19 protein-coding genes are annotated in these 18,114 nt (G+C 39.1%); 2 read left to right on the top strand and 17 right to left on the bottom strand.

The window, feature by feature from the left end; translation table 11 throughout:
• Positions 1-123: 123 nt before the first annotated feature.
• From NXH67_RS03325 to NXH67_RS03270, 12 genes are all read right to left on the bottom strand, one after another.
• The gene (locus NXH67_RS03325; RefSeq protein WP_272796381.1) at positions 124-570 is read right to left on the bottom strand and encodes a hypothetical protein; all 447 of its coding nucleotides are present in this window, start codon (positions 568-570) and stop codon (positions 124-126) included.
• A 2-nt stretch (positions 571-572) separates the two neighbouring features.
• On the bottom strand, positions 573-1,649 hold the full coding sequence (locus tag NXH67_RS03320) for a protein kinase domain-containing protein (RefSeq protein ID WP_272796380.1): 1,077 nt from the start codon (positions 1,647-1,649) through the stop codon (positions 573-575).
• 27 nt (positions 1,650-1,676) lie between these two features.
• Complete coding sequence (locus tag NXH67_RS03315) at positions 1,677-2,546, bottom strand: ComEC/Rec2 family competence protein (RefSeq protein ID WP_272796379.1); 870 nt, start codon at positions 2,544-2,546, stop codon at positions 1,677-1,679.
• Positions 2,543-4,744, bottom strand: a complete 2,202-nt coding sequence (locus NXH67_RS03310) for a hypothetical protein (protein ID WP_272796378.1) — start codon at positions 4,742-4,744, stop codon at positions 2,543-2,545. Before NXH67_RS03310 ends, NXH67_RS03315 begins: the two co-directional genes overlap by 4 nt.
• Before the next feature lie 115 nt (positions 4,745-4,859).
• On the bottom strand, positions 4,860-6,185 hold the full coding sequence (locus NXH67_RS03305; RefSeq protein WP_272796377.1) for an AAA family ATPase: 1,326 nt from the start codon (positions 6,183-6,185) through the stop codon (positions 4,860-4,862).
• A gap of 15 nt (positions 6,186-6,200) precedes the next feature.
• Entirely contained in the window at positions 6,201-7,226 is a 1,026-nt protein-coding gene (locus tag NXH67_RS03300; RefSeq protein WP_272796376.1) for a hypothetical protein, read from the bottom strand.
• A gap of 2 nt (positions 7,227-7,228) precedes the next feature.
• Positions 7,229-7,873 (bottom strand): hypothetical protein, encoded by a 645-nt coding sequence (locus NXH67_RS03295; protein ID WP_272796374.1) that lies wholly within the window; start codon positions 7,871-7,873, stop codon positions 7,229-7,231.
• A 540-nt stretch (positions 7,874-8,413) separates the two neighbouring features.
• Positions 8,414-8,758, bottom strand: coding sequence for a Mor transcription activator family protein (locus NXH67_RS03290; protein ID WP_272796373.1), 345 nt, complete (start codon positions 8,756-8,758; stop codon positions 8,414-8,416).
• 297 nt (positions 8,759-9,055) lie between these two features.
• Positions 9,056-9,631 carry an SGNH/GDSL hydrolase family protein gene (locus tag NXH67_RS03285; protein WP_272796372.1) on the bottom strand — a complete coding sequence of 192 codons (576 nt, stop codon included), beginning with the start codon at positions 9,629-9,631 and terminating at the stop codon, positions 9,056-9,058.
• Between the two features lie 31 nt (positions 9,632-9,662).
• The gene (locus NXH67_RS03280; RefSeq protein WP_272796371.1) at positions 9,663-10,160 is read right to left on the bottom strand and encodes a flavin reductase; all 498 of its coding nucleotides are present in this window, start codon (positions 10,158-10,160) and stop codon (positions 9,663-9,665) included.
• 36 nt (positions 10,161-10,196) lie between these two features.
• Positions 10,197-11,000, bottom strand: a complete 804-nt coding sequence (locus NXH67_RS03275) for a cyclophilin-like fold protein (RefSeq protein ID WP_272796370.1) — start codon at positions 10,998-11,000, stop codon at positions 10,197-10,199.
• Positions 11,001-11,050: 50 nt separating this feature from the next.
• On the bottom strand, positions 11,051-11,362 hold the full coding sequence (locus tag NXH67_RS03270) for a hypothetical protein (RefSeq protein ID WP_029231752.1): 312 nt from the start codon (positions 11,360-11,362) through the stop codon (positions 11,051-11,053).
• A 293-nt stretch (positions 11,363-11,655) separates the two neighbouring features.
• On the opposite strand from NXH67_RS03270, the gene NXH67_RS03265 reads away from it, so the two are divergent.
• On the top strand, positions 11,656-12,885 hold the full coding sequence (locus tag NXH67_RS03265) for a hypothetical protein (protein ID WP_272796369.1): 1,230 nt from the start codon (positions 11,656-11,658) through the stop codon (positions 12,883-12,885).
• Positions 12,886-13,094: 209 nt separating this feature from the next.
• Here the strand turns inward: NXH67_RS03265 and NXH67_RS03260 are convergent, their stop codons facing one another.
• The 3 genes from NXH67_RS03260 to NXH67_RS03250 form a co-directional block, all read right to left on the bottom strand.
• Positions 13,095-13,460, bottom strand: coding sequence for a hypothetical protein (locus tag NXH67_RS03260; protein WP_022779901.1), 366 nt, complete (start codon positions 13,458-13,460; stop codon positions 13,095-13,097).
• 18 nt (positions 13,461-13,478) lie between these two features.
• Positions 13,479-13,751, bottom strand: coding sequence for a hypothetical protein (locus NXH67_RS03255; RefSeq protein WP_272796368.1), 273 nt, complete (start codon positions 13,749-13,751; stop codon positions 13,479-13,481).
• 142 nt (positions 13,752-13,893) lie between these two features.
• Entirely contained in the window at positions 13,894-14,214 is a 321-nt protein-coding gene (locus NXH67_RS03250) for a nucleotide pyrophosphohydrolase (protein WP_022779899.1), read from the bottom strand.
• A 150-nt stretch (positions 14,215-14,364) separates the two neighbouring features.
• On the opposite strand from NXH67_RS03250, the gene NXH67_RS03245 reads away from it, so the two are divergent.
• Positions 14,365-16,011: a DUF2075 domain-containing protein gene (locus NXH67_RS03245; protein WP_272796367.1), complete on the top strand. Its 1,647-nt coding sequence runs from the start codon at positions 14,365-14,367 to the stop codon at positions 16,009-16,011.
• Between the two features lie 307 nt (positions 16,012-16,318).
• On the opposite strand, the gene NXH67_RS03240 is transcribed toward NXH67_RS03245, so the two are convergent.
• Together NXH67_RS03240 and NXH67_RS03235 are read right to left on the bottom strand one after the other, a co-directional pair.
• On the bottom strand, positions 16,319-16,909 hold the full coding sequence (locus tag NXH67_RS03240) for a class I SAM-dependent methyltransferase (protein WP_272796366.1): 591 nt from the start codon (positions 16,907-16,909) through the stop codon (positions 16,319-16,321).
• A gap of 9 nt (positions 16,910-16,918) precedes the next feature.
• Positions 16,919-18,094, bottom strand: a complete 1,176-nt coding sequence (locus NXH67_RS03235) for an HNH endonuclease domain-containing protein (protein ID WP_272796365.1) — start codon at positions 18,092-18,094, stop codon at positions 16,919-16,921.
• Between the last annotated feature and the right edge of the window lie 20 nt (positions 18,095-18,114).

The raw sequence follows: 18,114 nt of genomic DNA, 5'->3' as shown, positions 1-18,114 counted from the left end.
CCTTATCAAATTACTTTTTGTTTACGCTGCGTAAGTTCGTACCGGATTCCTATAAATACCATATCAATTTGAGCAAAGAAAAATCCCCACCAAAATGGTGGGGAAAATCATCATCCTTCATTCTTAAGTTGTAAGTTTCTTGAGCCCTTGCTTCATCAGCATCTCATCTATCTCGTACATATCAAAAATGCGGTTGTTGACGGCAACTATTATGCACGCATCTCTGGGATCCTTTGCATACAGCTCGCTGAGTCCGTACAATTTCAGTGCTCTGTTGGTTTCATCCCAATTAAAATGTCCTGCAAGGCAAAGCCTGATGATCAGGTCCCTGTCCTTGGTATGTTTTTCCATGGTAACAATCTTGCTGCCATAGGATTCGGTGACTCCGGCAAAAGAGTAAACATCCTTAAGCTTGATGTTCTTCTCATCCAGGACATCTTTCATGTAATAGTAAAATGCCTTCTTCTCATCAGCCATGTACTTGCTGTTATCCTTAAGATATGAATCAAGTTGATCAGGCTTCATATTTTCAAGAAGATCATTGAGTTCGTTAGTAGATTTCTTTTGCAAGGCTAATTCCTCTTAAGTTCCTGCAGTGCTTCATAGAGTTCAATTGCAGTATATCTGTCTTCAGCATTGAGGCTGATACAGCGTTCAATAATATTCCAGATTTCTCCCGGCGCACGTTTCTCTTTTGGAAAACAGCCCGTGATCATCACATTGAGAAGCATTCCAACCGCATAAATATCTGCTTTTGCCGAAGAAGCAGTTAATCCATATCCCACCTGTTCAGGCGCTGCATAGTACTGGGTTCCCATGTATTTGGTATCGTCTGTCTTCTCAGGATCATACCATTTGGCAACATTCATATCCAGGAGGTTCACCTCGCCATCAATGGTAAGGATGATGTTGGATGGCTTAACGTCTCTATGAATGATGGGCGTCGGCAGGTTGTGTAATTCATTCAGTATCACACAAATATACTCTACCACAGTAACAGCCTGTTCTTCAGGCATTGGTCCTTTTTCCAGAATGTGCTCTAAATTCAGGCCAATAATAAACTCCTCTATAACGATCAGGCAGTTGCTGCTCTCAAACATATCTACGATACGAGGCATCCGCTCAACGGGATGTTCCATCAGGTAGGAATAAACGCTTTTGTTATAGATGGTGAGAAGCTTCTTGATGTAGCGCTTGCCGGTCTCTCTGCGCCTTACAAGAATTATGTTATCTCTTCCTTCGATAGCCTCTTCGTCCTGATACATGGACAGCTCCAGCGCATCCGCATCAGATAGTCCCCTGTAGGGATTTCTCTTATCTGCCTCGAACTCATCCTCAGAAGTATAGAGCTGGCTTACATCAATCTTGTTTACATGACCACACTCCGTGCACTTCCACTCTCCGCAGTCCTCAGAAAACCCCGGCTGCTCATTCATGACTGCCCGGCACTCATCACAGATCCAGACAATATCACCTTCCACTTCAGGGTTGATCAGCATCTGGCCGCAGCCTTTGCATTCCCAGTATTTTAGGGAAAGATCATAACCTTTCTGAAGAGTGAGGTTTGCGTAACAGTGGGGACAGTATTCATAATAATTCTCCCCATCCTTTGCCCTCCGACTATCTAGTTTTGTTATTCCACTAATCATTTCAAAAAATTTATCAAACACTTGTTATCACTTCGTCGTTTGTACTGATATTTCTTTTCCATTAGATTTAACTGTTATATCACCATTCAAGTCAGTCCTGTAGATTTTTGCACTATATGCCTTATTGTTTAAGATATCTAAAGTTCTTTGATGTGGATGTCCATATATATTTCCTGCTCCACAAGATATGATTGCGTAATCCGGCATAAAAGTTCGTACAAATGAATAGAGGTCAGAATCATGCTCATTGCTTTCTCCACTTGACCCATGATGTGGCATTTTCATTAAATCAATTTTATATTCCTTATCTTCATCATTTCTATACTTTTCTACTATCCTTTTTTGAGCAGCATACTCTATATCTCCAGTAAACAAAAACTTATTCTTACCGTATGTTATCATGATTACAAGCGAATCATTCGGATCGTTTGAAGCCACATCTATCACATCAATTGTTGCACTTCCTAACTTATATTGATCTCCTACATCAGGGACCTTTATCCTTGAACCGAGCGTTCCCAACTGATGCTCAACTTGCCTAAAAACTTCTGAATCATAATAATCCGTATTACTTAATGTGGCTCCTATCGACGAAACACTATTAAGAGCTTCGACCAACCCTCCAATATGGTCGGAATGTGGGTGAGATATCACTAAAAAATCTAGTTTTCTTCTTGATCCAACATGATCTTTTAATATTTGTCCAACTTTTTCTCCGTACTGCTTTTCTCCTGCATCTATAAGCATAATCTGTCCATCGCACTCTATCAAAGCAGAGTCTCCTTGTCCTACATCAATGAACGTTATACTGAAAGTCGAATTACTTTCTGTATTAGTGCATCCACAGCACAATAATACCAGTAATAAAACTAATAGAATACTCAATCGTTTTTTCATTCTTTTTCAAACACCACCTTATCGCCATACCAATGAGATTCGTATTCATTCACTTTATAATTCAGTATCAACTCACGGTTATATGCATCAGAATAGATTATCTTCACTGATACGTGCGAATCAGCTGTCCAGGAAATCTTTTTCCATTGCTTACTAGATACAACCGCCTTAAAATCTTTGATATTATCGCCCTTTCTCTCAACATTCGAAATCGTACAGTCACTTATCGTTGTTTTATTTCCTTTATCAGTTATTGTAATTTCTACTTTTGATTCTGCAGATAGAAGAGCTACCGGAATAGTAATATCATCTTTGGTCATACTTATCTCATAATTTTTAGCCCCATCATTAAATGAATAAAAATCATTAATTGGTTCAATTATAAACGTTCCATTGTTACCTGCCTGTAGGATACTATTGATATCATTCATATCCCCCTTACTAATATTCATTTTTTCAGAAAGAGCAAAAAGTAACTCGCAATTAAGAATCAATGGCTCATACAACGATGGCAGCTCTGTTTTTCTTGCTTTCTTCAATCCTTCATTATATGCTTTTACCCTTTTCTCTTCTGCTTTAAATTCCTTCTGGGCATCTTTCTTTTCTTGCTCAGTCATATATCTGTAATCAGGTTCTGATATTTTTACTTCTTGAACCAGAGCCAAATATGAAGTGTTTAAATTCCTTTGTTCCTTTAACAAAACAGTCACATTATCATAAATATATTCATACGCTTTATCAAAATACTCCTTTTTATTTGTTTTTGAATATAAATCAAGATATACCTGCGCTGCAAAGTATCTAGTTGACCAATCCTTAGAAGATGTATTATCAATGATTGCATTTGCATACTTACTGATTTCAGACTCATACTTGGCACCTTTATATATATTCTGTGCTGAAACTATTGCCTTAGGTAAAATCTGAACATAATCTGTATCTTTTTTATAAATCCCTATAGATAAGTCATTGTATTTCTCTACGCATTCCAAGCAGTCAGCATATTTATCCAATTCAAAATAGCAATCTGCTAATTCAAGCCAATAGTTACCCAGTAATTCATATTTTCTTTCTTCCGCCCTTAATAGTTTTATTTTCTCCGCAGGTGCTTCCGTTGCACATATTTCAGAAAAACTTTTGATATCTTCTTCAGAAAGAGTCTTTAACCCATCTAGGTCGTACTCCTGAACCATATCAACCATATAATTAAATGCTCTTTCACGGTTATTTTGTACAGCATTACGTTCTTCGTCATCTAAATTCCAACCGCTCATCAAGAATTCCGTATCAGCATTTTCACTTTCATTTTTATAATTTGTATACGAATCAACAACTGTATATACAGCACTAATTGCTAAACGTTTCCAATCCAAGGAATTAGCCATGGATAATACTGCTATTGGATTTGGTACAGCGTTCCTCATCGCAGCCGCTTTTTTTTGATTATGAATGAACTGTAACCTTTCTCTTTTTGTAGAAATATTTATATATGACTTTATTACATCGCATAGATTCTGAATATGGTTTTGAGTCGTTTCATCAATAGACCCTGGATTAATATCATTCAAGAGCGAAGTATATATATCATCCAACATCAAACGATTATCTTTAGAAGTCCTAATATTCTCGGCAGTTATTGCTAAGTGATACAGCATGGAATATGAATTCTTAATTTTTCTTTCTTCCTCTGCCTTTTGCTGAGCCGCAACCTCCTCAGCTTTCTTCTTCTCCTCTTCCTCAGCCTTCTGTTTTTTCTCTTCTTCTGCCTTCTTTAGATCTTCCTCAGCTTTTTTGGCCTCAGCCTCAGCTTTTAAGCGTTCTTCTTCAGCCTTCTTTGCTTCTGCCTCCGCCTTTAAGCGCTCTTCTTCAGCCTTTTTAGCCTCAGCCTCAGCTTTCAGACGCTCTTCCTCAGTTTTAGCCTCTTCTTGCGCTTTTTTCGCATCTTCCTCAGCCTTCTTTGCCTCTTCCTCTGCCTTCTTAGCTTCTTCTTCGGCTTTCTTTGCCTCTTCTTCGACCTTTTTTGCCTCTTCAAGATCTACACTCGAAGCTTCTTCTGATGACTCATCAGCTGCTTCTTCTATTTCAGCAGTTTGCTCGATTTCCTTTGTAGAATTGCTTCCACAACCAACCAGTGATGAACTAACCATACCCATGGAAAGAAGTATTGCTAATGTCCTATAAACCAGCTTCTTTTTCATAATTCCTACCCTCTCAACTTAAGCTCTCAACTTAATAATAAAGTTGTGTCTATTAATACTGTATATTTACATGTGTCCAATAAATATAACTTTGTCCAGGAACACGTACTTTATACTACCATGTACTACTTTTTAGTCCTTTGGCATTCTTGAGATCTTCCAAAACTACTGTCCTATATTCTTCAACTGAGATACTGTCCAATATTGGATTTAGTCTGTTGGCACGCATTTTAATTACTTTTTCAAAATAGTTCCTGACATCACGGCCATTGGCATAATCATCAGAACGATTCTCATATAAATCCGTAAAACAATCTAAGAGATATTGGGCACATCCTTCTCCCAAAATCAGGTTCTGATTATTGCATTGAAGATAAAAGATTTCTCTGAGTTGTTCCGGCGTATAGTCTTCAAAATTGATATATTGATTGAATCTGGATTTCAAACCTGGATTCGAGCCTATAAACTCCTTCATCAAATCCGGATAGCCAGCGACAATCACAATGAAATCATCTCTATGGTCTTCCATTGCCTTAAGAACTGTATCAACTGCCTCCTGACCGAAATCACTCTCTCCTTTTCCATGTGTAAGAGCATATGCTTCATCAATAAATAGGATTCCGCCCATAGCTTTATCAATTGCTTCCTGAGTCTTGATGGCTGTCTGACCGACATAACCACCAACCAGTCCGCCTCTATCAACTTCGACAAGCTGTCCTTTAGATAAAACTCCCAGAGCCTTATAAATCTTAGAAAGCAGCCTTGCTACAGTAGTTTTTCCCGTCCCAGGGTTTCCATAAAACACCAAATGCAAAGAAAGTGGGATCTTCTTTTCTCCAAATTCCTCACCTTTCTTCTGTAACCTGATAAGATTAATAATTTGATCAACTTCTTCCTTTACACCATCAAGGCCAATCAACGAATGAAGCTTATCCAAAAGTTCCTCTAATGACTCTTCGGGCTCGGCATTGATTTCCTCTTCTTCTGAGGGATCCTTCTCCTCAGTATTTTCGACATCGCGCTTAGATTCAGTCTTATTAGCTACGGTTGTTTCCGAAAAGTCTTTGCCCACCTGATTATCAGGAGCAGTAACAGCACTAATCCTTTTGATAAAGTCTGAGTATTTATCTTTATCTATATCTTTCTTATCAAATTTGCTAAAGATATAGTATTTCCCCAGGATTGTAAAAAACATTACGATATCGCTGACATGTTTACCTGCTGCCCTCAAGGAATTATTAGCCGACGGGCATTCGTTTTTTAGCTTGGGGTTAAAATCCTTCTGAACATAGATTTTTCTAAATGCTTCAAATCTGTCTACTCCATCATTCATAGAAATATACAGAATAAAATCGCATATATCCTGAAGAAAATCAGAAAATGCCGCACTTCCAACTGCCTGTTTAGCCCTGTTATAAGCATTTTTTACATCAATATCCATACCTGCTTCCGCCCTTTATACTGCCAATGCAACCTGCTTCATAGTATCCTGGTAAATTCTAACTACATCAGGGTTCTCCATCGCACCTTCTGTCTGCTCAAATGCTTCCTGTATACTCTCAGAAACATTTTTTCTAACATACTCTGTATAATCAGCCATCATATCTGCACTGTCCAAAGTCTGAATCAGCGTCTGATTATCTTCCACATCTTCTGCCAATTCTCTAACCTGATCATAAAGACCAATATAATATGTATCCGCCTCTGTAGTAGTAAGGTTTAAATCAAGTATGCCATGGTCCTGAATCTTTTGAACAAACTCATCAGATGATATCCTATCAAAAGCAGCCATCCAGTTAGCATGAGAAGAATGCCATACTTCACCATCTCCAATTGCTTCCTTGTTGTTGAAATAATATAGTTCATCAAAATATCTCAACGACACTGATAGCATTGAGGCAAGTGAATAGATTGAAAAAATAATACCATCCACATCCTCGGTCATATTCTTCAAGAACACCTCAATAAGCATATTTAAGACATTACACTCATCATCCACAAGTTTTCTCATCTGCTCTTCGGTGTAGAACTTCTGAGTTTTTCTTGAATCAAGCATATTGGAATGCTCTGATAGAACCTTTTTAAACTCAAAATCTGCCTGTATTCCTTGGCCTTGCTTAATAACACTCATCAATTGGTTTATCTGCCCACTCATCTTGTCGAGCTTTTCATACATAATCACAAAACCGACACAAGTAGCACACAGATTAACTCCACTCAAAATAAGTCCCAATTGCTGAAGCTTAGCAACATTACTCACTGCCTTAAGAGTCTTCTCTGCCACTGCATTGTTCTTGTTCAATATATTAACTGCATTTTTCAAGAGCTCCGTCTCTTCTCCCTGTGGGGCAATATTAAGCGCCACCTTCTGGAACTCCTTAAATTTCTTCTTTTTGCTCCTTATAGCAATTTCCATTAAGCCGTTATCATTAAGAAATTGCTCTAACTGCTCTATACTTGTAATATTAAGTATTCCTGACATTTTTAGTATTCTCCGGTTATCTCGTTGTTCTTTATGTAATAAAACATTATCATTGTTAATATAAAAGTTGAGGTATCTGTGCAATATAGATCTGACAAGTCAAACATCATTTTTTTGCCGATTGGTAAACTTAATCCTCCCGGTTTCTCCGATTTCATAGCTGTTATTATCCGATCAATTTTCAAGCATGAAGATGATAATTCAAAGTTCTCAATTTCCTTACCCTCATTGTCTATAGCAGCCATGTAAAGACACATCATAATTCTTGAATAATCCATCTTCTGCTTAATCGTCATACTACGCGAATTCTTTATTTCCATAGCATGCAAATAGTATTTCCTTGATCTTGGGGTCGGAGGCGGAGTCTGTCCCTTTTTAACTGATGGTTCCCTAGGAATATATTTTTTTACAATATCATCCCAATTCGACACATACTTCTGAAATATCTTATCAAACGTACTTAAATTCTTTAGTTCTACTTTTTCAAAATAATCACATACTTTCTCAGAGAAATTATCTTGAGTGATTTTATCTTCAGCAACAAATGAAAAGGATAAGTACTCTCCCAATAGTTTATCCTTTAATGCAAAAAACTGTTCTGACTCAATCTCATTTACGGTATCTTTTACAAAATCCTTGATTTCCACGTAAAACCTCCTTACAAGCATCAAGACTATATTCATAACTTAATATTAGGGACTTGAGCCAAGCAACAGCTGTTTTCTCACAGTCCCCAATACAGTATTATAACAAAGATGTCAGTTTTATTCTTTACATTTATGTTCAAATTACTCTTTGATTACTTAGCGTAACTTTCTTTGTTATTTTTTTATGTTATCAGCTAAACAAAACACAGATTCCCACCGTTTTGGTGAGTGTAAATAAAAAACTGTTGTCTTCGCTAGAACTCTCCCCGATTCCACCCGCTGAGGTTCTTCTGAAGCCGGAACTGCTTAAGTAACAATCAACCAACCATAGGCCAGACATATTTCCATACTCTTACAGAAATGGGGCGCGATTACTTTTACAAACTTTTGCGCCGCCATTTGTTTGCCGTGCTCAGATATAAGCAAAAACAACAGTTTTTACTAATTATACTCCATCTAAAAAGGCGAAAATTAAGGTTTATGATTGTATTCACTTTTACTGCCTTGCAATTACTTTTTCACTCAAAGAAGTGCTGATATTTACTGCTTTTGCGCCCTTATTTCTGCAATTATCTGGCGAACCCTTCTTTCTGAGAGCCCCAACATTTTTGCCATCTCAGAAGGTTTCATAATTTCCATGTTTTCCATGATAAATTCCTTACGAAATTCAATTGAATAGAGCTTCTGTGGAAATGTGATATTAAGTCCGGAAAAGTTCTTCCAGATTTTTAATGTAGCAGCATCCCCAACCAGCTCTGCCAAATCTTTATATACGCCACTATAACGTTCCGGATTGCTGTTAATATCAATCACCTCCTCATCAATATTCAATTGTAAAGAATCCTTTTGGAAAACATCCTTTGCTGATTGCCCTGTTGTATTCATGTGAAATTTACACTGACAAATTTCTTAACCTATATGCAGTGCATTCCTCCTTTCGTTACAGGGCATGTTTTTTTCGCGAGGTGAAAAGAACTATAATTCTGCTGGTTACAGCTCACAAATTCATCTTAGAAGAACTATAATAATTGTATGAAACTCTTCTTCATTTCTAAGAAAGGACATCTACCATGAGTGAAAATAATTCCAACAACAAAAACAAGCACAGCATCAGTACAGGAGCTGCTGCGCTCATATCTGTACTTGCTGTGCCCGTAACTCTTCTGGCCAGTTTATTAATTTCTAATAAGCGAAAGAAATAATTTTTTCTGCAAAATGCAAATGCGCTTCTTCAGTAAGGTGTACCCCGTCATAGCATAATGGCAGATCCCACTCACATGCATTTAGAAATGTCAGTCCCTTTTCACTTGCTATAGCTTCATATACCGTCCCAAACTTATTTGACTCATTGACAATGACAGAATCAGTCCAATCGCCCAGGCTCATCTTTGGCGGTGCCACTAATACCATACGCTGAACATGCTCCGGAATGCAGTCACATAGTGTTGAAAGAAAATGTCGCAAACGAATTCCTACATTTTCACAGGATGCAGGGGACATGTTCAATAGGTCATTTGAGCCGATCATTATCAATATCATATCTGGGCTATACTCTTTGATACTTCTGCCAATTGAAGCAATAGAACTATCCGAGTATGGAATCGAAAGGCCGTTATACCCCTGATTATTCACCTCATACTCATGCATCAGATCAATCACACCGGTCCATCTGATATTCTTAGGATATCTCCCAACACCACCCATTCTTGGGTCAAAGCCATATGTATTTGAATCTCCAAAGGCATATATTTTCTTCATATCCAAGTCTCCTTAGACCATGGAATTTAGCTCACTTAATGATTTCTACAACCTCTCCAATGTACATATCATGCTCAGCCTGGTCTTCATAGAACTGCTTCGCAATGTCTGAGCTCATATTCTCAGGATCAAGCCTCTGGCAAAAGAGCTTTCGGCAAACGAGAGTAACCTCTGCCTCTTCAAAAGTCATTGAACCATCAACTTCCTTAGCTGTCAGTCCTGAAGAATGCATTTTATCAATGTCTCTGCCGGACTTAGAACCAAGGACTCCAAGAGCACTCTTATACTCTTCAGGATAAAAACTGATTGTAAAGTACTCGTTATTATCCATAAATTCATGGGTATAACGGGATGTTCGCACATAAGCTGTTGCAACAGGCTTATTCCATAGGGTACCAAGACCACCCCAACTTATTGTCATCGTATTGAACTTGTCCTTGTCACCTGCTGTGAGTAGCGCCCACTGCTTATCAAATTTGCTAAAAATATCTGTTGTAAACTCCATCTTTTTGCTCCCTTCTTTCTTCATACATACTTCTATTCACTAAAAGTGCGAATTTGCCCCTTACTTTATCTCTAAAACAACATCACCATTACCAAGAAGCTGTGTCAGCTCTTCCTCAGATAGATCAATATGCCCAAGCTTAGTATATGCCCAGGAATTTGATCCATAGAAAACCACAATCTGATTCCCTGAATAAAGGACTATATCCCCAAACTCTGTTGTGATCTGCTTATCATCCCGGCTTATGCTCTGACCTATTGATCCAACCTGCTCAAAGCCGCCATACATTGACATGTTTACTTTGAGAGGGCAGATTTCCTTCAGCTCATTTACCGAAGCATTATCTTCCCATGTAACCGGCATTTCTTTTCCATCAATAGAAAGTGTCATAGCTGTCTCTTTTGCCTCCTCTGTAATAACCTCTCCGGTCCAGTCGATAATTCCACCAAACTCAAAGACATTGGTATATCCCATATCAAAAAGCTTCTGTGCTGCCTCTTTGCTGCGCCTTCCACTCCTGCAATAAACAAGAATTACCTGTTCAAGGTCAGGAAGTTCCGACGGCATTGAATCAGTAATACTTTCGTTAGGAATACATATAGCTCCCGGAATGTGCCCTTCATCAAACTCATCCTGACGCCTGACATCCACAATCACATGACCATCATTAAGATCCATCATCAGCTTTGCTGTTTCCTGATCAATCTGCGTGTAACTGTCTTTTTCGTTCTTTGATGCAAGAAAAACAGATGTCGGTCCATCAGCCCCATCGATGATTGTTACATCTGATTCAGTTTTAGATCCGCAGCCTGTCATTATCATGGCTAGCGTAAGCATCCCCAGGGCTAAATGTCTTCTTTTCACTTAATGGTCTCCTCAGTCATTACTCTTTTATCTATTCTCATGTATCCCTCTTAACACCCTTTCCTTCCGCTTTTATGATCTTCTATTGAGCAGGCATCAGGTGTTCCATACTCAATAAGGCCCACAACCGCTGGATCAAGAGTTATGCTTCCGTCTTCAAGAACAAAAGCCGGTATACCAACATCGCCTATTTCCTTGGAATGATCGAATGCCGGATTGGTATCACGAAGTCTGGTAAAAGCTCCCATGTTTCTGATATTCTCACCAATGTTGATATACTCAAATTCATTCTCACGCCCTATTATCTGCTCATGAATGTAATCGCAGTAGGGACATGTAGGCATTCCGTAAATTTTGATCATTGTTCTCCCTCCATAATGTCATTGTAAATATACCCCAATAAAATCAATACTTTCTTCATATACTTTTAACTCCCCTAATTATATGCAAAAAAGTACTTCGACGCTATATGAGACATCGAAGTACCCTCTATATAAATCCCCATGAAATCGGGTTGTTGCAGGAAGGAAGGCTACGTACATTTTGGCGCAGCCTTTGTGTGCTATGAAAAAGTGTTGTATCCTTCCGCTGTACCTAAAATGTAGTAAGATATCAATGAAGAATAAAACATTTAAAAATTTAACGGAGTCATTACATGAAAAAGAAAATACTATTTATGGCAATTGCCATTGCACTTACTTTGAGCGCATGCTCCGGCAACGTCATCACCACAGATCAGAATACTGATTCAGAAGCAGTAGCGTCTGTATCCACTGAAGAGACAAAAACAGATTCAACATTAGACAATACTGCAGAAGAACAAAAAACAAGTTCTGAAGTAGCCACCGACGCAAGTACCGAGGAGCCTTCTTTTGAAGCAGGATACAAACAAGCTTACAAAGAAATCATCGAGGCCGATTGTGAAAAGAAAGCGTCCCTTACAGAAGAAGCTTCATATGATGAACTTGCAGAATGCATCGATTGTTACTGGCTATACGATATAGACAAAGATAATGTGCCTGAACTTCTGATAAGATATGGCGACTGCGAAGCTGCATATCACGGAAAGCTATATTCCTTTATTAATGGAGAAGCGAAATTCATAGATGATCTTTCAATGGGGCACACTGGATTCTATGCAGTTCCTGATGAAAACGGAATACTTAGCTATTGGGGACATATGGGATATGCAGAATGCTGGAAGCTAACGCTTAATGGCACCGTGCTTAGCTCCGAAGAATTATATTCAGAGGATATCAACGAAAAGATGCAAGCTGGAGAAGACGTCTGGTACAAAGCTTCAAATGAGATTGTACCCGGGGCCTATTACCTGGATTCATATGATTACAACAACACCTATCCAATAGAGATGTATGAGACCATTACAGCTTACGCCAATGGAAAAGAAAAATCTGATTTAGAAAACTACTCTTTCCCCGATAATAACCCGGACTACTACACTGATATTATGCAAAAAGATGTCATGGTTAACGCCGTAGCCCTTGATCAGTTCATGAACACATTAGGGGAAGTGCCTTTCAGTAAGCTCTTTGAAGAAAAGCAGATATATGACTATGCTCCAGGAGGCCTTACTCCCCTAAAAATCACTTACGCTGATTTAAACGCTGATGGCATATACGAATGCATTTTCTACCTTAACGAAGGAAATAACCCTGAGGATCAGTACATGGATTATAGAGTTATCCTAAGTCTTCAGAGCGACACAGTTTATGCGTATCTGAACTTTTGTCCTTATGAGACCTCCATTACCGAAGATGGCTACTTTATAACTGAGCCCGAGGAGTACGCCAGTGAGCGCTACGTAAAAAGAGTACTCTATGATAGGGAAAAATGTTTTATCTATAGTGTTCCTTCCGAGGTTTGAACTCGTTAACGCTATAACGATGATATTTTATAGAAAAATCATATCTTTTTCAGTGAAACAATGCTATGATTAGTTCACTCCATGTAGGGAGCCGTCGAGCACCTACATATCATAAGAAAACAGGGAGACTGCCATATTCTTGGTTGTTCTCCCTGCGCTGCATTATAAAGATTTGTGAGCTCTTCAAGACTAAGCATAAGCAATCCTTCTTATCTCCAGAAATCAAACATACTCCCCAGTATGTATAATCCAAACAAAACCAATGCCCCTATGATATTATTACCAACAAATAGCCATATTGCAGCAATCACGACTATAGTAATCAATATGTGTCCTGATTTTTCGGCCTGGACATCTCTGCGAAGCTTTTCCATGTCGGCATTCATTTTCCTACGTTCTTCAGTTGTAGGGTACCATCCTCCGCCACCAATGCCATTGCCATCATCGATATCTGTACTGCCACCATCATCACTTTCTTTATAAAAAGTATCATAAATGTAAGCAGCCTCATTAGAATCTATGTGTCCATCGTGATCTAGATCAAATGGCGTATTTTCAAAATTATCATATGCCATAGCGCATCTCCATTTTCATCAAAAATCAAAATCATCGAAATCATCTGCATCAAGGCCTGCATCTTCTAAAACCTGTCTGCGCTCATCTTCATCCATGAACTCCAGCTCGTCTCTGTCCAGGCCTGCCATCTCAATCTCGTCTATAACGTCATCATCTTCATTAATGTTGCTTCCGGATGAAATACCATTATTATCCTCAAATAATGTATCATTGATAAAAGCCCATTCTGCTCCGCTAATCTTGCCATCCCTATTCAGATCAAATGCTGAATGTCCAAATAATCTATCCATTGGTCCTTCCATATCAGTGTCCTTTCTTTTTCTTATTACTATCAACCATTGCTGCAATTATCATGACTTACGTTTCACCGATGCCAAGGGACGCTCTTTGCGTTATATGCTACATCTATTCAATTCGAATCAAAAGCACTTCTTACAGCTTATCGTACTTAGTACTGATCCCCTTGCTCTTCTCCACGGGATACTTCTTCTCATTCTTATCAATCTTGCTGTTCAGGATCTCGCATATATCAAAGCCCTTCTTCTGCGCCATCTGTATGCAATAGTTCATCACATCAGCCAGCTCTTCCTTAAGCGCTTCCTCATCCGCATCAGGACTCCACTGGAAGCACTCCAGAAGCTCTCCTGCCTCTATAGCTATGGATTTAGCCAGGTTCTCCGGAGTGTGGAACTGATCCCAGTCACGATCCTCAGTAAATCTGGCAATTCTTTCGCATGTCTCTTCAAAAGTCATCTCGTTATCTCTCTTTCAAGCATATTTGAATTTCATCACTAGTATAACACGCATGAAACCTGACGTTACCCCAAACTTTCGTAGCATCGTTAAAAATGTTATCATTTTAAATATAGTTAATATCTCTATTTTCAGGAAAGCAGGCACTTAATGACTAATTCAGCAACAGGCGAAAAACTGTATATCATTTCCGGCCATCCCTTCCCCAGCAACAGCTACGGAGATCAGGGATATCTCGGCAACTGGCCTATGCTCTATATCCTAGAGAATGGAGACAAAGTCTATATCGGCGAGTCCACCAACGTCACCGAGCGCATGCGTCAGCATTATCAGAATCCTGAGAAAAAGATCTTTAATCAGGTCCATTTTATATACTCCGATCAGTTCAATCAGTCTGTGACTTTTGATTATGAGTCCAAACTCATTCAGTTCATCGCAGCCGATGGGAAGTTTGTCATAACCAACAAAAATGATGGTATCGCCAATAAAGACTATTATGAAAAGTCTTCCTACGACGATTGCTTCAATGAGTTATGGGAAGAGCTTCGTAGCTGCAAGCTTGCGGATCACACCCTTGAGCACATCAGAAACAGTGAATTCTACAAGTACTCTCCTTTTAAAGAGCTGAACAGAGACCAGAAGCAGTTGGCAAGCGATATCATTTCAGAAATCCTTGCCGGCAAAAATATCCCCATCACAGTAAACGGCCGTCCCGGAACCGGCAAGACCATCGTTGCCGTATATCTTATGAAATACCTTAGAGATTATGAGGATCCTCATTCCGGCAAGAAGCTTTTTGCTGATAAAAAAATGGCTCTCATCATCCCACAGACCTCTCTCAGGTCCACACTTAAGAGTCTTTTCAAAAAGATCGAAGGCCTCGCAGCTAAAGATGTCATGGGCGCTTCAGAAGCAGTTAAAAAAGGCTCCTGGGATATCATCTTTGTTGATGAAGCCCAGAAGCTCCAGGTCAGAAGAAGCATCGTCGGCTATCAGGCACATGACAATAACAATAAAAAGCTTGGTCTCCCAACCGATGCCACAGAGCTTGACTGGATCCTTACCATAGCCAAAACTCCGGTCTTCTTCTATGATCCTGAGCAATTATCAGGTCCCTCCGGCACTACCATTGAGATCTTCAATGAAAAAGTCCGGGCCACTCTTAAGAAGAACTTCACTGACAGGATCACTGCGTATACCACCCATTTCCTTCGCATGCAGATGCGTGTCCAGGGCGGTGACGAATATATCAACTATGTAAATGCTGTTTTACATGGGGAAGCAAAAGAGAAAAAGACTTTTGATAATTATGACTTTAAGCTGTTTGATTCCTTCAGGCTTTTTAACGACCTTTTATACCAAAAGGAAAAAGAGCTTGAGCTTTGCCGTATGCTGGCAGGCTACGCCTGGGAATGGAAAACCAAGAATGATCCTACCGCCTACGATATCAGTATTGAGGGTGTAGACAAAAGATGGAACCACTGCCTCAACAACTGGGTTAACAGTGACGGTGCCATCGACGAAGTAGGCTGCATTCACACTGTTGCAGGCTATGACCTTAACTATGCCTTCGTGATTATAGGAAAAGACCTGTATTATGACAGCAATACAGGCCTTCTTAAAACAAATAAGAGCACATACTTTGATAAACGTGGAAAGCAGTCTGCCACTGACGAAGAGCTTGATCTGTATATCAAGAACATTTACTATGTGCTGCTTACCAGGGGAATCAAAGGGACCTATGTGTATGTTTGCGATGATGCGACAAGGGAGTATTTCAAGAGGTTTATTGATTAAAAATATTTTTGCCACAAACCAATCTTCGTTCGTATAAATAATCAGATAAGAAAATACAAAGCAACGGTGGCTTATGCTTCACCTTAGTTATTAGGTTTTCTTATGAGAGGGACTGGTTCAGATGACTTTCGCTTCATCGAAGATCAGGAAAAAAATATTAAGAGCGTCCACAGCTAGGGTGACTTACGTTTCACCGATGCCAAGGGACGCTCTTTGCGTTAGCAATATATTTATTTAATTTTCTCAGTGATGATCGTTCCAATAGTCCTCAGCAGCAATAAAAATCCCTTTTTTCCCCATTTTCAGCTTACTCTCTTTTTGCAATTACATTTATCCACTTCTCGTCATCCCTGCCGGGCCTACAATCCGTGCTTATCTCATTAACAAGTATGGTAAAGCCTGCATTTTCAAATAGCGGCACTACACTCTTCTCATTGAAGTCACTAAACTTGCGGTCTCCGCGCATCTTAGTTCCATCACCATATTTGAAGGAAGCGTACATTATCCCGCCGTCCTTAAGAGCCTTGTTCATCTTCTTCATGATCTCCGGAAGTTCATCCACTGGAACATGTAAAAGTGAAGCGCAGGCCCAGATAGCATCGAATTCATCATCAAATGCCATATCTTCAAAACGAAGATTCAGAACCTCTTTGCCAATATGTTCTGCTGCCCGCTTGCATATCTCAGAAGATGCATCAAATGCGGTAACTTCATACCCTGCATCCTGGAAAGCCTTGCTATCTCTTCCGCTTCCACAGCCAGCATCGAGAATACTTGATCCAACCGGAACACAAGACATAAACTTATCTCTCATATAGGACATGTCAGCGCCGACACTCCCCTCAAAGAAAGCGTCGGCGTTATTATTATAATATTCAACATTTTTATCGATCATCATATATCCCTGTTAAACTTTCCATAATTCATACCCCTGCCTACGTGCAGAGTCATAAACCGGTCGCATATTTTTTCCCAGAATATTTCCAAACTCTTCCGGAGTATTCCCCGGTCTATATAATTCCTGGTTCGCCCATATAGAATGTATATTGTCTTTGTAACAAGCTTCAAAACGTTTATGCATTACAGGATAATTCTCATCATGTATCAACAAGTATAGCAGATACTGATTCTTAGAAAACTTACTGAAAAACGGATCCCAAGAAGGCAATTTATTACTCTTGGAAGAATTGAGAGATGAATCCATTGGCATAAGATTCCATAATTCATCGTTCATTACAAATGACCAAGGAATAAAATGGTCTACATCGTATTCCTTAGGAACAATCGGCTTGTCAGTAAAGACATCTGTTACCTGTCTCAGATCTAGTACCGAATCCCAAAGCTTTCTTACTGCGTTCAGCTTCCTCATCTTCTCATCCATAGGAGCCAACTTATAGACTAGTCCCGGCACCTCTGGATTGTTATTCTGAAGCCACTTAACTTTTTCAAACTGGATCCAGCCTAATATTGCAACAGTATTATCCTGTATCATTTTGATCCATGATGGATTGAAATATACTTCCTTCTTAAGCTTGCTGCTATTGCCAAGAGTATATGGCAGAATATTCACCTTATTAACACGCTCAATATAAGCAATCATCCTACGTGTACTTTCCCAATCAGCGTGTTCTTCAAATTTATCAAAGAAACCCGCAAGGGCTCTGTACGGAACCATATTGGTGAGCTGCTCTTTTTCTGATTTCAGCTCAGAATCATGATCTTTGATCGCATTTTTTATCTCAAGCTTTGATGCATTAGCAGGCAGATTACTGATATCACGAAGTTTAATTACTGCTCTTTCCAGACCATCCCTGACTTCTCCTACTACTATCCCGCTAAGATGAATATGAAACTCCAGAACAGAATACCATGCGTTGGCGATCATCTCGTTTATAATTTCATCAAAGGTAGTCTCTGTAATGTTTTCAGAAATGAGATTTATGATCGCTTCAAGCCAATAGAACTTATAACAAAATGAAGGATTTTTCATCATAAGGGAGAAGCCTTCTATATCCAAATGGTTATAATAGTCTCCTTCAATTCTTAAGCCATATTCTATTTTCTTGGAATCAAATTCAGCCATGACTTTCCTATATTCCTTCA

Source organism: Butyrivibrio sp. DSM 10294, from assembly GCF_028539135.1.
In the GTDB taxonomy this organism is placed as follows: Bacteria; Bacillota; Clostridia; order Lachnospirales; family Lachnospiraceae; genus Butyrivibrio.
Note: the sequence above shows the minus strand (reverse complement) of the source record. Positions and strands in the feature narration are given on the sequence as shown.

Bases quoted from the DNA above. Each gene is read 5' to 3' on its own strand.
- NXH67_RS03320 (WP_272796380.1), bottom strand. From the start codon at position 1,649: ATGATTAGTGGAATAACAAAACTAGATAGTCGGAGGGCAAAGGATGGG.
- NXH67_RS03315 (WP_272796379.1), bottom strand. From the start codon at position 2,546: ATGAAAAAACGATTGAGTATTCTATTAGTTTTATTACTGGTATTATTG.
- NXH67_RS03310 (WP_272796378.1), bottom strand. From the start codon at position 4,744: ATGAAAAAGAAGCTGGTTTATAGGACATTAGCAATACTTCTTTCCATG.
- NXH67_RS03305 (WP_272796377.1), bottom strand. From the start codon at position 6,185: ATGGATATTGATGTAAAAAATGCTTATAACAGGGCTAAACAGGCAGTT.
- NXH67_RS03300 (WP_272796376.1), bottom strand. From the start codon at position 7,226: ATGTCAGGAATACTTAATATTACAAGTATAGAGCAGTTAGAGCAATTT.
- NXH67_RS03290 (WP_272796373.1), bottom strand. From the start codon at position 8,758: ATGAATACAACAGGGCAATCAGCAAAGGATGTTTTCCAAAAGGATTCT.
- NXH67_RS03285 (WP_272796372.1), bottom strand. From the start codon at position 9,631: ATGAAGAAAATATATGCCTTTGGAGATTCAAATACATATGGCTTTGAC.
- NXH67_RS03280 (WP_272796371.1), bottom strand. From the start codon at position 10,160: ATGAAGAAAGAAGGGAGCAAAAAGATGGAGTTTACAACAGATATTTTT.
- NXH67_RS03270 (WP_029231752.1), bottom strand. From the start codon at position 11,362: ATGATCAAAATTTACGGAATGCCTACATGTCCCTACTGCGATTACATT.
- NXH67_RS03265 (WP_272796369.1), top strand. From the start codon at position 11,656: ATGAAAAAGAAAATACTATTTATGGCAATTGCCATTGCACTTACTTTG.
- NXH67_RS03260 (WP_022779901.1), bottom strand. From the start codon at position 13,460: ATGGCATATGATAATTTTGAAAATACGCCATTTGATCTAGATCACGAT.
- NXH67_RS03255 (WP_272796368.1), bottom strand. From the start codon at position 13,751: ATGGATAGATTATTTGGACATTCAGCATTTGATCTGAATAGGGATGGC.
- NXH67_RS03250 (WP_022779899.1), bottom strand. From the start codon at position 14,214: ATGACTTTTGAAGAGACATGCGAAAGAATTGCCAGATTTACTGAGGAT.
- NXH67_RS03245 (WP_272796367.1), top strand. From the start codon at position 14,365: ATGACTAATTCAGCAACAGGCGAAAAACTGTATATCATTTCCGGCCAT.
- NXH67_RS03240 (WP_272796366.1), bottom strand. From the start codon at position 16,909: ATGATGATCGATAAAAATGTTGAATATTATAATAATAACGCCGACGCT.
- NXH67_RS03235 (WP_272796365.1), bottom strand. From the start codon at position 18,094: ATGGCTGAATTTGATTCCAAGAAAATAGAATATGGCTTAAGAATTGAA.